The organism is Salmonella sp. SG203 (genome assembly GCF_013350575.1).
GTDB classification, from domain to species: domain Bacteria; phylum Pseudomonadota; class Gammaproteobacteria; order Enterobacterales; family Enterobacteriaceae; genus Salmonella; species Salmonella enterica.
Genome location: NZ_SNMT01000009.1, coordinates 67,694 through 82,245, shown reverse-complemented (window position 1 = coordinate 82,245; position 14,552 = coordinate 67,694). Strand labels below are relative to the sequence as shown.

The window sequence follows — 14,552 nt, the reverse complement described above, 5'->3', positions numbered from 1 at the left end:
GGAAACGTTATGTCGGCGGCGTCCCGTCTTTACCCTCTGCCTTTTCTGGCGGTCGCCATATTGGCTGGCTGTAGTAGTCAATCCGGGCAGCCGGTGAGCAAGGGCGAGAAGCCTGTGGACGTGGCAAGCGTAGTACGTCAGAAAATGCCGGCCAGTGTCAAAGACAGAGAGGCCTGGGCGAAAGATATCGCGACAACGTTTAAGAGCCAGGGGCTGGCGCCGACGGTAGAAAATATCTGTTCGGTGCTGGCTGTCGCCCAGCAGGAGTCCGGTTATCAGGCGGATCCTGTCGTGCCGGGGCTAAGTAAAATCGCCTGGCAGGAGATTGACCGCCGCGCTGAACGACTACACATTCCGCTGTTTCTGGTGCACACCGCGCTGAAAATTAACTCCCCCAACGGCAAGAGCTATAGCGAACGCCTGGACACGGTAAAAACCGAAAAACAGCTTAGCGCTATTTTTGACGATTTTATCAATATGGTCCCTATGGGGCAGACGCTATTTGGCTCATATAACCCGGTGCATACGGGCGGCCCGATGCAGGTCAGCATTGCCTTTGCCGAACAGCACGCGAAAGGCTATCCGTGGAAGATGACGGGTACGGTACGTCAGGAGGTCTTTACGCGCCATGGCGGGTTGTGGTTTGGAACCTACCATTTGCTGAATTACCCGGCGAACTACAGCGCGCCTGTTTTCCGCTTCGCCGACTTCAACGCGGGATGGTACGCCAGCCGTAACGCTGCGTTCCAGAATGCCGTCAGTAAAGCCAGTGGGGTAAAACTGGCGCTGGATGGCGATCTGATTCGTTATAACAGCAAGGAACCGGGCAAAACAGAGTTAGCGGTACGCAAACTGGCAGGGCAGTTGGGAATGAGTGAGCGTGAAATTCGCAGCCAACTGGAGAAAGGCGATAGCCTGGCGTTTGAAAAAACGGCGCTCTACAAGAAAGTCTATAAACTGGCCGAGGCCAAAACGGGCAAGACGCTTGCGCGGGAAATGTTGCCCGGTATTCAACTGGAAAGTCCGAAGATCACGCGCAAGCTGACGACCGCCTGGTTTGCTAAACGAGTTGATGAGCGGCGGGCGCGGTGTATGGGGCGATAAATTTCGCGCTGGGATATTTTCTCCAGCGCGCTAAGGTTTATTGGTGACGGTGACGCCAGCGTAAAAACGCGGCGATAACGGCAAAAATGAGGCAGCCCGTGAGGAAGGGCACCAGGCCAAAAATCGTCCCGACGCCCAGCCCAATCTCTACCCGCGGTCGACCTGTATCCTGTACCTGCATCAGATGCTCATAGATGCCCGGCGCATGAACCAGCAGGTTTAAGAGTTGCGCTCCGGCCCAGAAGCAAAACAGTACAAATATGGCGTAAGCAATATTTCCGGGCGTAGAGGAGGTTTCTCGATGCTTCCCGCTGAACAGCGATTTTGAGAGAGTGAAATCAGCCATAAAGACCTCCAGGATGATCGGCTACGATCTGGCGTTATGCCATCGGCTTACTGTGAAGTCTGACAGGTCATTGTGTTTGTCAATATCAGAATCATGGTAATTTCACATACGGAATGTATCCATCGCGTAAATTTTTGTTAGTTGTCACAAAACGATCACTTTTATCAAAATCAATTAACATTTAAGAAATTCCGTATCCCCCACAGACTCGCTCGCCAGAAGTATGCAAAAATACGTTTTTGTTGCTGTTAATACGTCGGAGTCGTTATGCGTTTGCCTGTAAAAATTCGTCGTGACTGGCACTACTATGCCTTCTCTATTGGCCTTATCTTTATTTTGAATGGCGTCGTAGGATTGCTGGGATTTGAGGCGAAAGGATGGCAAACCTATGGTGTTGGGCTGGTAACGTGGATTATTAGCTTCTGGCTGGCGGGGTTCATCATTCGCCGGCGCGAAGATGGTGAGGTAAAAGACGCCCGATAAACGTTGCGCTATCGGGCGTGCGCTATTACATCGTGGTTTTTAAGGCGTTATTCGCCGTATGGCGTTCCAGCGCCAGCTCAATCAGGCGGCTGATCAAATCGGTATAGCCCAATCCGCTCGCCTGCCAGAGTTTTGGATACATACTGATATTGGTAAAACCTGGCAGCGTATTAATCTCGTTAATCACGACCTCATTGTCTGCCGTTAAGAAGACATCGACACGCGCCATACCCGCGCATCCCAGCGTCTGATAAGCCTGGATCGCAATCGCGCGAATCTTGTCATTCACCCCGGAAGGGAGCTGCGCAGGTACGACAACTTGTGCGCCGTTATCATCAATATACTTAGTATCGTAGGCGTAAAATTCGCTATTCAGTACGATTTCGCCGCAGGTGCTGGCCTGTGGGTTATCGTTACCTAATACGGCGCATTCGATCTCGCGCCCTTTGATCCCTTGCTCCACCACCACTTTATGATCGAATTCGAAAGCCAGCGCGACCGCCTGCTGATATTGCGCTTCGTTAGCGACTTTACTAACGCCGACCGAAGAGCCCTGATTGGCGGGCTTAACGAACAGCGGCAGTCCCAGACGGGATTCAACCTCGGCAAAACTAAACGCGTGACGATTCGTTCGGGTGAGTGTAATAAACGGGGCGATATTCAGTCCTGCATCGCGTAGCAGTCGTTTGGCGACGTCTTTATCCATGCAGGCTGCGGAGCTCAGCACGTCTGAACCGACAAACGGTAAGTTTGCGACGCGCAGCATCCCCTGCAATGAGCCGTCTTCGCCCAGCGTACCGTGGACGATAGGAAAAATAACATCTACCGTCGGTAGCGGCTGCCCGTTCTGAGCGTTAATCAATTGGTGTTGGTGTTTGCCAGGCACCTGGGCCAGACTGATTGCCGAAGGACGTAGCGCGATATGTGCCGGATCGTCTGCATTCTGCAAATAATTTTCCGCATCGTTAACATGCCATTGTCCTGCCTTATCTATCCCTAACAGCACCACGTCGAAGCGGGTTTTATCGATCGCATCAACGATATTTTTCGCTGATTGCAAAGACACTTCATGTTCCGCCGACTTACCGCCAAATACTATTCCTACCCGCAATTTCGCCATCTTAAAAACCCATTCCATCGAATGCAAAGCGTATACATTACCACGACAAAACGCGGGTTTCGCGGGCTTCTGCCATAATGTTTATGGGATGTGAGAACGGAGGCCGCGTGAGAGGTAAGGGTTTTCTGATTATTGTGCTGTTGGGCGGCATTGGCGGGCTGGGATATCGTTATCTTCCCTCTTATTATAATCCTTTTGCTCCGCTACAACTTGCCGATCCGCCAGGCTGGATCACTACCTTCAAACTACAGCGCCTGACGCCGTCGCAGTGCCGGGAGCTTTTGACGGCGGCCAATCAACAGGGATTAATTTCATCACAACCTGTTGCGGATAGCGCTGGTGAATGTCCCTTATCCCATGTTGTGCGCGTCAGAGATTTTGGCCAGGTAAAACTGAGCAGCAGTTTTTTAGCCTCCTGCCCGTTGGCGCTGCGCTCCGCGCTGTTTGTCGAACAGCAGGCAAAACCTTTAACAGAAACGTGGATGAAGCGCCGCCTGACCCGTATCGAACATCTGGGCAGCTATGCCTGCCGTAATATTTATCACCGCCCGGATGCGCGTCGCAGTGAACATGCCAGCGCAGAAGCGCTGGATGTCAGCGGGTTTCAGCTATCGGATGGCCGAAAAATCACTGTCCTGCGCGGCTGGGGGCGTCAGGAGACGGGGCCCTGGTTACGCGCTATGTTAAACGCCAGTTGCCATTATTATGGCAATGGGCTCGGGCCTGACTATAACGCTGCGCATGCTAACCATTTTCATCTTGGAATGCGGGGCTACGGCGTGTGTCGTTAAAGCATAAACGTCTGCCTTGCGCGGCTATATAATGTGACATGTTTCACAAAAATGATGAACGGGGAGACAAAATAGCAAAGTGTGACGTATCGCACCTCTGGAACCACCAGGAAAAAGAGAACTTGCTAAGCTAGCGCGTATTTTCAGCTACTTACCGTTACGAGTCTTATGGAATCCTGGAAAGTTAATCTAATTTCCGTTTGGTTTGGATGTTTTTTTACCGGGCTGGCAATCAGCCAAATCCTGCCATTCTTACCCCTTTATATTTCCCAGCTTGGCGTCTCTTCCCATGAAGCGTTATCAATGTGGTCCGGGTTAACGTTTAGCATCACGTTTCTTATTTCCGCCATTGTGTCGCCGATGTGGGGCAGTCTCGCCGATCGCAAAGGGCGTAAACTGATGCTATTGCGCGCGTCGCTCGGGATGGCGATAGCTATTCTACTGCAGGCATTCGCGACCCATGTCTGGCAACTTTTCCTGCTGCGCGGAATCATGGGGTTAACGTCAGGTTATATCCCCAATGCTATGGCGCTGGTAGCCTCTCAGGTACCGCGCGAACGTAGCGGCTGGGCGCTCAGTACGCTTTCTACCGCGCAGATCAGCGGCGTTATCGGCGGGCCGTTAATGGGCGGCTTTGTCGCGGATCATATCGGGCTGCGGGCGGTATTTCTGATTACTGCCATGCTGTTGGTGGTGAGCTTTCTGGTCACGCTATTTTTAATTAAAGAAGGCGTGCGTCCGGTCATCAGGAAAAGCGAACGCCTGAGCGGTAAAGCCGTTTTTGCGTCGTTACCTTATCCTGCGCTGGTGATCAGTTTGTTTTTTACCACGATGGTCATTCAACTCTGTAATGGTTCCATCAGTCCAATCCTGGCGCTGTTTATCAAATCAATGATGCCGGACAGTAATAACATCGCCTTTCTTAGCGGGTTAATCGCCTCGGTGCCCGGTATCTCTGCGCTTATCTCCGCGCCTCGCCTGGGAAAACTTGGCGACAGAATCGGCACGGAAAGAATTCTGATGGCCACGCTTATCTGCGCAGTGCTGCTTTTCTTCGCGATGTCCTGGGTCACCACGCCGTTCCAGCTGGGGCTGTTACGTTTCTTGTTAGGCTTTGCCGATGGCGCGATGTTACCCGCCGTACAAACGTTATTGGTGAAATACTCCAGCGATCAAATTACCGGACGTATTTTTGGCTACAACCAGTCATTTATGTACCTGGGCAACGTGGTTGGGCCGTTGATGGGCGCGACGGTATCGGCGATGGCCGGTTTCCGCTGGGTTTTTATCGCTACGGCGGCGATCGTGTTGATCAATATCGGGCAACTGACCCTGGCGTTACGTCGTCGGCGTAACGCGCAAAAAGCGAAAGGCCAATAGCGGTGCATCGTAACGGCGCTTCTGCCGTTACGATATGGTTTAAATTAAAAGATATATTCTTTATCCGTGAAGTTTTTCTATAGATGGCATAACCTTAAATTATGATATAGCGTGATTATTGTTTTTTGATGGTTTATTATCGTCTCGTTTACGGCCTGAGAAACGTTTCGCTGCGGCGACAGTGATAATTATTTGTGTAAAGTTCTTCCTGTATCATAAAAATAGTACTTTCAGCCTCTAGGCAGTGGTTCTTCATAGTGATAACGTCACCCTGGAACTAATAAGGAAATATGGTCATGAAAAATCTCATAGCAGAGTTGTTGCTTAAGCTAGCCCAAAAAGAAGAAGAGTCGAAAGAACTGGTTGCTCAGGTAGAAGCGTTAGAGATTATCGTCACAGCAATGTTACGTAACATGGCGCAAAACGAGCAGGAGATGTTGATACGTCAGGTAGAGGGGGCACTTGAAGGCGTAAAGCCGGATGCCAGCGTTCCTGATCACGATACGGAATTGCTGCGCCAATATGTAAAAAAGTTGCTGAGACACCCCCGGCACTAATCGTATTTAAAACAACACAGTTGTTATAACGTTACTTTTATAAAATAGCCCTGGCCGCTTCGTTTTTATTTTGCTCTGTATTAACCAGAAGAAAATAAAAACGAAGCGGCTATGGTAATAACAGTGTAACGTTATGCGTTGTTCTTCTGCATCCTGCGTGACTGTGGATAATCGAGTTGCACATTAGCCTACGGTTTGTCAATCAATAAAACATATATTGCTAACGGTAAGTAATACTTTTACTGCCGGGTGGTATTTTTGCCAGTAACAGCCAGACTTATATAAAGTCCCTGGGATATTTCCCAAAGGGACAACGTGTAATGCGTACACTGACAAAAGGATGGTGCTATGAAAATAACATTACTGGTGACTTTACTTTTTGGCCTGGTCTTTTTAACGACCGTCGGCGCAACCGAGAAACCGTTAACGCCGCAACAGCAGCGCATGACGACCTGTAATCAGCAGGCGACAGCGCAAGCGTTGAAAGGCGATGCGCGTAAAACCTACCTTAGCGACTGCCTGAAAAACAGCCAGTCAGCCCCTGGCGAGAAAAGCCTGACGCCGCAACAGCAGAAAATGCGTGAATGCAATGTTCAGGCGACGGAACAATCACTGAAAGGCGATGACCGTAGCAAGTTTATGAGCGCCTGCCTGAAAAAAGCGGCGTAGTGCTATCGGGTGAGCCCTGAAAAACACTCACCCGAAATTTCATACTCCCTCCATGCGCTCTGTTTCTATAATTTGGGAAAATTGTTTCTAAATGTTCCCAAAAATAATGAATGATGAAAATTTTTACCGAAAAGCGGTTGAGCAGGCGGTAGCGCCGCCTGACCCTTCTGATGATCGTCAGCGCTCCGGATTGCGCTTCGCCCGGCGCATCAGGCTACCGCGCGCGGTGGGGTTAGGGGGGATGTTTTTACCGGTGGCCGCCGTGTTAGTGTCGCAACCTGTCTTTGGCGGCTGGTGGTTATTGCTGGTCGGCTGGTCTTTTGTCTGGCCGCATCTGGCGTGGCAGTGGGCGGCGAAAGCCCTTGATCCGCTACGCCAGGAAATTTACAACCTGAAAGTGGATGCGATCCTCTCCGGCATGTGGATCGCGTTGATGGGCGTCAATATGTTGCCTGCCGCCGCGCTGTTTATGATGATGAGCATGAATCTGATGGGCGCTGGCGGGCGGCGGCTATTCACTGTCGGAATGGGCCTTTTGCTGGCGTCATGTCTGGTGACGTTGCAGCTTACCGGGCTACCCGTCGCGATGCGAAGCTCGTCGCTGGAAGTCACGCTCTCTTTGCCCGTCATTATGTTGTATCCGCTTCTGTTCGCCTGGGTAAGTTATCAAACGGCCATTAAATTAGCGGAACATAAGCGACGCTTGCAGGCGATGAGCTCGCGGGATGGCATGACCGGCGTCTATAACCGACGCCACTGGGAAATTTTATTACGTAATGAATTCGATCACAGCCGACGCCACCATCGGGAGGCGACATTGTTGATTATCGATATCGATCATTTTAAGAGCATTAACGACACCTGGGGACATGATGTTGGGGATGAGGCTATTATCGCCCTGACGCGTCAATTACAGATAACGCTACGCGGGAGTGATATTATCGGGCGCTTTGGCGGCGACGAATTTGCGGTGATTATGTGCGGAACGCCGGCAGACAGCGCGATTACCGCCATGTCGCGAGTGCATGAACGGCTAAATACCTTACGCTTGCCGGGCGCGCCGCAGGCCATGTTACGTATCAGCGTGGGCGTGGCGCCGTTAACGCCACAAATCGGTCATTATCGGGAATGGCTAAAGTCTGCGGATATGGCGCTTTACAAAGCAAAGAATGCCGGACGTAACCGCACCGAAGTGGCGGCATGACGTCCAGCCGGGCTTCAGGATTTACTGAGCGCCTCTGATTTTTCCATACACTTCGTCATCGCTTCTATTACCGCAGCGCGGAAGCCACGTTCTTCCAGAACGCGTACGGCTTCAATCGTCGTTCCGCCAGGCGAGCACACCATATCTTTCAGTTCGCCGGGATGCTTTCCGGTTTCGAGTACCATTTTCGCCGACCCCATGACGGCCTGCGCGGCGAATTTATAAGCCTGAGCGCGAGGCATACCGCCCAGAACGGCAGCGTCCGCCATCGCCTCGATAAACATAAAGACATAGGCCGGCGAAGATCCGCTCACGCCAACCACCGGATGGATCATCGGCTCAGCAATCACCTCCGCCTCGCCAAAGCAGCGGAAAATATTCAGGACATCAGCCGTATCTTCCGGTGTGACCAGCGCGTTGGGCGTGACGGAGGTCATTCCTGCGTTAACCAGCGAGGGCGTATTCGGCATAGCGCGAATGATTTTACGGTCGTGTCCCAGCGCGCGCGCAAGCTGATCAAGCGTTACGCCTGCGGCGATAGAGACCACCAGCGAGTCTTTGTTCAGGCTGGAGGAGATTTCACTGAGCACTTTCACCATAATGCCCGGTTTTACCGCGCCGAAAACGATATCCGCGACCTGAGCGACCTCCTGCGCGCTTTGCGCCGCATTAATGCCGTACTGATCATGCAGGGCGGCAACTTTATCGGGGGAGGGGGTGTAGACCCAGATCTGGCCGGGAAGTACCTGACCGCTGGCAATCAGTCCGCCAAGAATAGCCTTGCCCATATTACCGCAGCCAATAAAACCGATTTTCTTCTCCATCTCGTCACTCCCTATGTTTGTGTGTTATGGGGAATGGTTAGCTTAACGCGGATTGAAAACGGGCAGAAGGAGAAACATCACTTTGATGAAAGACAAAAGCGCGAGACAATAAAAGATTGTATACCGTACGGGAGACATTATGACCATCTGGGTGGATGCGGATGCGTGTCCGAATGTCATTAAAGAAATTTTGTACCGCGCCGCCGAGCGGATGCAGTTACCGCTTATTCTGGTTGCCAATCAGGCCTTGCGCGTGCCGCCTTCGCGTTTTATCCGCACGCTCCGCGTGGCCGCCGGGTTTGACGTGGCGGATAACGAAATCGTGCGTCAATGCGAAGCGGGCGATCTGGTGATTACCGCAGACATTCCGCTGGCGGCTGAAGTGCTGGAAAAAGGCGCTGCGGCTCTTAATCCCCGGGGAGAACGCTATAGCGACGCCACGATTCGCGAACGTCTGACGATGCGTGACTTTATGGACACGCTACGCGCCAGCGGCGTACAAACGGGGGGGCCAAACACTCTCTCGCCGCGCGATCGTCAGCATTTTGCCGCCGAGCTGGATAAGTGGTGGCTGGAAAGCCAGCGTAAAAAATAAATCCTGTAATGAAAAATTTACAGTTTATTCATTTCTGATTCTTGCTATAGTACTAATATTGTGACTTTAGTACCTTTGTGTAAATTATTATTTACATTTATGTGTTGTACTAGTTAGATGATATGATTATAACATTGCTGATATCAAATCCTGCGTATGCGCAGTTCCTGGGGGAACGCCTGCTATGATGCAACCTCTTTATCTTGTTGGCCCGCGGGGCTGTGGGAAAACCACCATCGGTATGGCGCTGGCGCAGGCAACCGGTTTTCGGTTTGCAGATACCGACCGCTGGCTGCAATCGCACGTGCAGATGAGCGTCGCTGATATCGTTGAAAAAGAAGGCTGGGGAGGGTTCCGCGCCCGGGAAACCGCGGCTCTGGAAGCGGTAAGCGCGCCTTCGACTGTCGTGGCGACAGGAGGCGGTATTATTCTCACGGAGTATAACCGACGTTATATGCACCGTGTTGGCGTAGTGATTTATCTGTGCGCGCCGGTATCCACGCTGGTTAACCGGCTTGAGGCTGAACCTGAAGCGGATCTGCGCCCGACCCTCACCGGCAAGCCGTTGAGCGAAGAGGTTCGGGAAGTGCTTGAGCAGCGTGACGCGTTGTATCGCGAAACGGCGCATTACATTATTGACGCGACGAAAGCGCCGGCCCAGGTCGTTTCTGAAATTATTGCGGCGCTGCCGCCGTCGACGCAACGGTTACAGGGAGATGTCTATACTTAACGCTCACCCAGAATAAAGGAAACGCTATGCCAACCAGACCACCTTATCCGCGGGAAGCTTATATCGTCACCATTGAAAAAGGCACGCCGGGCCAGACGGTGACGTGGTATCAGCTACGGGCTGACCATCCGAAACCTGATTCGCTCATCAGCGAGCATCCGACCGCAGAAGAAGCGATGGATGCGAAAAAACGTTACGAAGATCCGGATAAATCATAGACGCATGAACCACTCGGAAGGGATTCTGAGTACCCCTAAATTGTATCTCCATCACATTCTTGAAACATTTATACTGGCAACTAAAACCGTAAATTAAGCGATAACAATACAATATTGGAGTTATTTGGAATCTTTACACAATACGTTGCTCATCTGCTGCTACGCTTTCTGAGATTTGTAGGGCAGGTAGCGCGGTGAGCGTGTGAATATTTGCCCGGGAATTACGACGAAGTAATAAGGTGGAATAAAAATGAGTGCGTCGTTGGCAATCCTCACAATCGGCGTTGTGCCAATGAGCGAAGTGTTACCGCTTCTGACGGAATACATCGACGAACAACACATCACCCATCATAGCCTGCTGGGAAAAATGAGCCGGGAAGACGTTATGGCGGATTACGCTGTAGAGCCTGGCGACGATCCGCTTTTGACGTTGCTGAATGATAACCAGATAGCCCATGTTTCCCGCCAGAAGGTGGAGCGAGATTTACAGAGCGTTGTCGAGGTGCTGGATAACCAGGGTTATGACGTCATTATACTGATGAGCACCGCGGCGATTAAAAGTATGGCAGCCCGTAATTCTATTTTGCTTGAACCGCTGCGTATTATTCCACCGCTTGTCGCCTCTATTGTGGATGGGCATCAGGTGGGCGTGATTGTGCCTGTTGCAGAACTTCTGGCGGCCCAGGAGAAAAAATGGCAGGTATTGCAAATGCCGCCGGTGTATTCGCTGGCGAATCCGGTTCACGGTTCTGAGCAACAGTTAATTGATGCCGGGCAGGCGCTACTGGATCAAGGCGCGGACGTCATTATGCTGGATTGTCTGGGTTTTCATCAGCGTCATCGGGATATTTTACAGCAGGCGCTGGATGTGCCGGTTTTACTCTCTAATGTTTTGATTGCGCGGTTAGCTTCAGAACTGCTTGTCTAATTTTACGTGACAGGCCGAACGTCAGGACTCTATATTGAGTGTTAATTTAATAATGAGACGGGGCCTGATTATGCTACAAAGCAATGAATACTTTTCCGGGAAAGTGAAGTCTATTGGATTTACCAGCAGTAGCACCGGCCGGGCCAGCGTTGGTGTGATGGCGGAAGGGGAGTATACCTTTGGCACCGCCGAACCCGAAGAGATGACGGTTGTGAGCGGCGCGTTGAAGGTACTGTTGCCGGGAACTGTCGAATGGAAAGTGTATACAGCCGGTGAGGTGTTTAACGTGCCTGGCCACAGCGAGTTTCATCTACAGGTCGCTGAGCCCACCTCGTATCTGTGCCGCTATTTGTAACGGTGAGTCCCCTCTCCGGCGGAGAGGGACCCTCTGGTTAGCGCTGCGCTTCGCCGCCTAATCCTTCCACCAGGCTTTGAATCAGCGCCGCCAGCTCGCCGGTCATCAGGATAAAGTCCGCATCAAAACGTTGGGCAAAATCTTCCCGGTCGATATCTTCGTTCTGATCGCGCAGCTCATCGCAGAATTTCAGACGCTTAATGGAGCCGTCGTCGCACATGACGAATTGAATACGCTGCTGCCAGTCGAGCGCCAGCTTCGTGACCACTTTACCCGCTTCAATATGAACGGCGATCTCGTCGCTGACCAGATCCTGCTTTTTCGCGCGGATCACGCCGCCATCTTCCAGCATCGCTTTCAATTCGGCTTCGTCCAGCAACTGGAAACCCTGAGCGACCGTACCGGAGCGCACCCACTCGGTGAGCGTCAGCTCAATCGGATTTTCCAGCGCCAGCGGGACGACTGGCAGCGAGCCAAGACTTTTACGCAGTAGCGCCAAAGTATCTTCCGCTTTTTTCGCGCTGGCGCAGTCAACCATAATCAGGCCGTTAACGGTATCAATCCACATCATTGTCTGACTGAAGCGGCTAAACGCGCGCGGCAGCAACGAATGCAACACTTCATCCTTCAGGGAATCTTTTTCCGTCTTCTTCAGCTTGCGTCCCTGATCGGCTTCCAGTTTCTGGATTTTCGCCTCCAGAGCCTGTTTGATCACTGGCGATGGCAGGATTTTCTCTTCTTTGCGCGCGCAAATAATAATTTGGCCATTGGCGGTGTGCGTTAACGCATCGCTGTGAGAGCCCATCGGCGGAACCCAGCCCATTTTGGCCATATCCTGGCTACCGCATGGGGTAAACGTCATTGAGGCGAGCTGTTTCTCCATCTCTTCGGCGCGTAATGTGATATCGCGGCTAAGACGGTAAACCATTAAATTTTTGAACCACAGCATGATAATTTCCACGGCCTTGTCGTTAAATCCAGGCGGTATAGTAACGAATTGTCGGCAGGCTTGCATTGCCAATCAGAACGGTGAATTCTACCCTGTTGATATTCCCAAAAAATGAGGAGCGGTATGTGCGTATTGGTATCGATTTAGGCGGCACAAAAACGGAAGTCATTGCGCTTGATGATGCAGGAGAGCAGCGGTTTCGCCATCGTCTGCCTACGCCGCGGGAGGATTATCAGCAAACGATAGAAACCATCGCTACGCTGGTCGACATGGCGGAACAGGCGACCGGCCAGACCGGTAGCGTTGGCATTGGCATTCCCGGTTCTCTCTCGCCTTACACCGGCGTGGTAAAAAACGCTAACTCTACGTGGCTTAACGGCCAGCCGTTCGATAGCGATGTGAGCCGTCGTCTGAAGCGTGAAGTGCGGTTAGCCAACGATGCCAATTGCCTGGCGGTATCAGAGGCGGTAGATGGCGCGGCGGCGGGGGCGCAAACGGTATTTGCGGTGATTATCGGTACCGGGTGCGGCGCGGGCGTAGCGCTAAATGGCCGGGCGCACATCGGCGGCAACGGTACGGCAGGCGAATGGGGCCACAATCCGTTGCCGTGGATGGATGACGATGAGTTGCGTTACCGCGAAGAAATTCCCTGTTATTGCGGTAAACAAGGCTGTATCGAAACCTTTATTTCCGGTACGGGATTCGCCACGGATTACCAGCGTTTGAGCGGTAAAACGCTAAAAGGCGATGAGATTATTCGTCTGGTCGACGCGCAGGACGCCGTGGCGGAACTGGCGATAAGCCGTTATGAGCTACGGCTGGCGAAGGCATTATCTCATGTCGTGAATATTCTGGATCCGGATGTCATTGTGCTGGGCGGCGGTATGAGCAATGTTGAGCGCCTGTACAAAACGGTTCCGTCGCTGATGAAATCGTTTGTTTTTGGCGGCGAGTGCGAGACGCCGGTACGTAAGGCGCGGCATGGCGATTCGAGCGGCGTGCGCGGCGCGGCCTGGCTGTGGCCGCTGGCGTAACGTTTCTAGCCGGATGGCGTCATCCGGCAACCGGCGTGACCGATGGCTGCTTGTGTTTTAGACGTCCGTATACCAGCAACGACGACATGGCGGAAAACGAGAGCAGGGCGGCGGGAAGCGCCACGTAGTGGTACGCAAAACCTAGCGTCAGCATCAGGCCGCCGCACCAGGCGCCAATCGCGCTACCGAGATTAAACGCGATTTGCCCTCCCGCCGCGCCCAGCAGTTCGCCGCCTTTGGCGTTTTGCAACAGCAGGATTTGCAGCGGCGCAGAGAGCGCAAACAGACCAGCGCAGCAGATAAACGCGAAAGTCAGCGATGCCGTTTTGTATCCGCTGAAGAAAAAGAGCGCCATGAGAGAGAGCACGATAACGAGGTCAGTTACTACCGCGATGCGCAGCGGCGTATATCTGCCGGAGAGTTTGCCGCTTAACAGATTGCCTAACACCATCCCCAGCCCGACCAGCATCATAATAAACGTCATGCTCGTCTCCGAAAAACCGGAGATGTACATCATAAATGGCTTGATATAGCTGAACCAGGCAAAAACGCCCGCATTGCCGAACATCGTGGCGGCGAAAATGAGCCACGGCGCGGGGCTACGCAAGAAGTGGAACTGCTCGCGCAGGCTGCCTTGGGCTTTGTCGCGAATATCCGGCACCCAGAAGAAAATCGCGGTGAGCACGGCGATGTTGAAAACCGCGATCAATAAAAAGGTGTAGCGCCAGCTAAATTCCTGGCTCAGGTAAGTGCCGAACGGAATGCCCACCAGATTCGCCACCGTCATCCCTGAAACCATACCCGCGACGGCGGCGGTGACCTTCCCGGGGCGGATAATCTTTGACAGGACAATGGCGCCGACGCCAAAAAAGGCGCCGTGCGGAAAGCCGGAAACCAGTCTGCCGACGGCGAGCATCAGATATGACGAGGAAAAGGTAAATATGGCATTGCCCATCACGCACAGCGTGACCAGAAACAGCAGTATATGTTTAAGCGAAAAGCGGCTGGAAAAGAGCGCCATAACAGGCGCGCCCAGCACGACGCCGAAGGCGTAAAACGAGATCATATGCCCGGCGGCGGGAATCGTTATCCCGACATCGCGTGCCAGCTCCGTCAGCACGCCCATAATGCCAAACTCGGCCATCCCCAGTCCGAACGTACCCAGCGCCAAAGAAAAAATAACTTTTTTCATACCACCTGCCGAAAATGAAGACGCATGTCGCGCGCTGTGGCTGTGAATTGTCACAGTCAATCAACGTATAGCT

General features: G+C 52.4%; 18 protein-coding genes. 13 read left to right on the top strand and 5 right to left on the bottom strand.

Annotated features, from left to right (window positions below):
• Positions 1–9: 9 nt before the first annotated feature.
• Positions 10–1,104 carry a surface-exposed outer membrane lipoprotein YaiW gene (yaiW, locus tag HV477_RS14500; RefSeq protein ID WP_079899095.1) on the top strand — a complete coding sequence of 365 codons (1,095 nt, stop codon included), beginning with the start codon at positions 10–12 and terminating at the stop codon, positions 1,102–1,104.
• A gap of 37 nt (positions 1,105–1,141) precedes the next feature.
• On the opposite strand, the gene HV477_RS14495 is transcribed toward yaiW, so the two are convergent.
• Positions 1,142–1,450 (bottom strand): YaiY family protein, encoded by a 309-nt coding sequence (locus tag HV477_RS14495; protein WP_000763139.1) that lies wholly within the window; start codon positions 1,448–1,450, stop codon positions 1,142–1,144.
• A 267-nt stretch (positions 1,451–1,717) separates the two neighbouring features.
• Between HV477_RS14495 and HV477_RS14490 the strand changes: the two genes are divergently transcribed.
• Positions 1,718–1,933 carry a DUF2754 family protein gene (locus HV477_RS14490; RefSeq protein ID WP_001239242.1) on the top strand — a complete coding sequence of 72 codons (216 nt, stop codon included), beginning with the start codon at positions 1,718–1,720 and terminating at the stop codon, positions 1,931–1,933.
• A 25-nt stretch (positions 1,934–1,958) separates the two neighbouring features.
• Here the strand turns inward: HV477_RS14490 and ddlA are convergent, their stop codons facing one another.
• On the bottom strand, positions 1,959–3,053 hold the full coding sequence (gene ddlA / locus HV477_RS14485) for a D-alanine--D-alanine ligase (RefSeq protein ID WP_001096593.1): 1,095 nt from the start codon (positions 3,051–3,053) through the stop codon (positions 1,959–1,961).
• A gap of 77 nt (positions 3,054–3,130) precedes the next feature.
• Between ddlA and HV477_RS14480 the strand changes: the two genes are divergently transcribed.
• The 5 genes from HV477_RS14480 to adrA all read left to right on the top strand — a co-directional run bounded on the left by HV477_RS14480 (position 3,131) and on the right by adrA (position 7,654).
• Entirely contained in the window at positions 3,131–3,844 is a 714-nt protein-coding gene (locus HV477_RS14480) for an extensin family protein (protein ID WP_000480794.1), read from the top strand.
• Positions 3,845–4,012: 168 nt separating this feature from the next.
• Positions 4,013–5,224 carry a multidrug efflux MFS transporter gene (locus HV477_RS14475; RefSeq protein ID WP_000446772.1) on the top strand — a complete coding sequence of 404 codons (1,212 nt, stop codon included), beginning with the start codon at positions 4,013–4,015 and terminating at the stop codon, positions 5,222–5,224.
• A gap of 296 nt (positions 5,225–5,520) precedes the next feature.
• Positions 5,521–5,781: an anti-adapter protein IraP gene (gene iraP, locus HV477_RS14470; protein ID WP_001518423.1), complete on the top strand. Its 261-nt coding sequence runs from the start codon at positions 5,521–5,523 to the stop codon at positions 5,779–5,781.
• Positions 5,782–6,129: 348 nt separating this feature from the next.
• On the top strand, positions 6,130–6,450 hold the full coding sequence (psiF, locus tag HV477_RS14465; protein ID WP_017441686.1) for a phosphate starvation-inducible protein PsiF: 321 nt from the start codon (positions 6,130–6,132) through the stop codon (positions 6,448–6,450).
• Positions 6,451–6,541: 91 nt separating this feature from the next.
• The gene (gene adrA / locus HV477_RS14460) at positions 6,542–7,654 is read left to right on the top strand and encodes a diguanylate cyclase AdrA (RefSeq protein ID WP_175065150.1); all 1,113 of its coding nucleotides are present in this window, start codon (positions 6,542–6,544) and stop codon (positions 7,652–7,654) included.
• A 14-nt stretch (positions 7,655–7,668) separates the two neighbouring features.
• Here the strand turns inward: adrA and proC are convergent, their stop codons facing one another.
• Positions 7,669–8,478 carry a pyrroline-5-carboxylate reductase gene (gene proC, locus HV477_RS14455; RefSeq protein ID WP_000412193.1) on the bottom strand — a complete coding sequence of 270 codons (810 nt, stop codon included), beginning with the start codon at positions 8,476–8,478 and terminating at the stop codon, positions 7,669–7,671.
• A gap of 139 nt (positions 8,479–8,617) precedes the next feature.
• Between proC and HV477_RS14450 the strand changes: the two genes are divergently transcribed.
• The 5 genes from HV477_RS14450 (at position 8,618) to ppnP (ending at position 11,304) form a co-directional block, all read left to right on the top strand.
• Positions 8,618–9,073, top strand: a complete 456-nt coding sequence (locus tag HV477_RS14450) for a YaiI/YqxD family protein (RefSeq protein WP_000158137.1) — start codon at positions 8,618–8,620, stop codon at positions 9,071–9,073.
• Between the two features lie 184 nt (positions 9,074–9,257).
• A complete protein-coding gene (gene aroL / locus HV477_RS14445; protein ID WP_000983569.1) occupies positions 9,258–9,803 on the top strand; it encodes a shikimate kinase AroL in 546 nt (181 codons plus the stop codon).
• Between the two features lie 26 nt (positions 9,804–9,829).
• Positions 9,830–10,021, top strand: a complete 192-nt coding sequence (yaiA, locus tag HV477_RS14440) for a protein YaiA (protein ID WP_001143161.1) — start codon at positions 9,830–9,832, stop codon at positions 10,019–10,021.
• 250 nt (positions 10,022–10,271) lie between these two features.
• Positions 10,272–10,949: an AroM family protein gene (locus HV477_RS14435; RefSeq protein ID WP_001276437.1), complete on the top strand. Its 678-nt coding sequence runs from the start codon at positions 10,272–10,274 to the stop codon at positions 10,947–10,949.
• Positions 10,950–11,019: 70 nt separating this feature from the next.
• Positions 11,020–11,304 (top strand): pyrimidine/purine nucleoside phosphorylase, encoded by a 285-nt coding sequence (gene ppnP / locus HV477_RS14430; RefSeq protein WP_000941953.1) that lies wholly within the window; start codon positions 11,020–11,022, stop codon positions 11,302–11,304.
• Positions 11,305–11,341: 37 nt separating this feature from the next.
• Here ppnP and rdgC read toward each other — a convergent pair whose 3' ends face one another.
• Positions 11,342–12,253, bottom strand: a complete 912-nt coding sequence (gene rdgC / locus HV477_RS14425; RefSeq protein WP_000964305.1) for a recombination-associated protein RdgC — start codon at positions 12,251–12,253, stop codon at positions 11,342–11,344.
• Between the two features lie 125 nt (positions 12,254–12,378).
• Between rdgC and mak the strand changes: the two genes are divergently transcribed.
• Positions 12,379–13,287, top strand: a complete 909-nt coding sequence (gene mak / locus HV477_RS14420) for a fructokinase (protein ID WP_001219273.1) — start codon at positions 12,379–12,381, stop codon at positions 13,285–13,287.
• A 19-nt stretch (positions 13,288–13,306) separates the two neighbouring features.
• Here the strand turns inward: mak and araJ are convergent, their stop codons facing one another.
• Positions 13,307–14,479 (bottom strand): MFS transporter AraJ, encoded by a 1,173-nt coding sequence (gene araJ, locus HV477_RS14415; protein ID WP_000755625.1) that lies wholly within the window; start codon positions 14,477–14,479, stop codon positions 13,307–13,309.
• Positions 14,480–14,552: the final 73 nt, after the last annotated feature.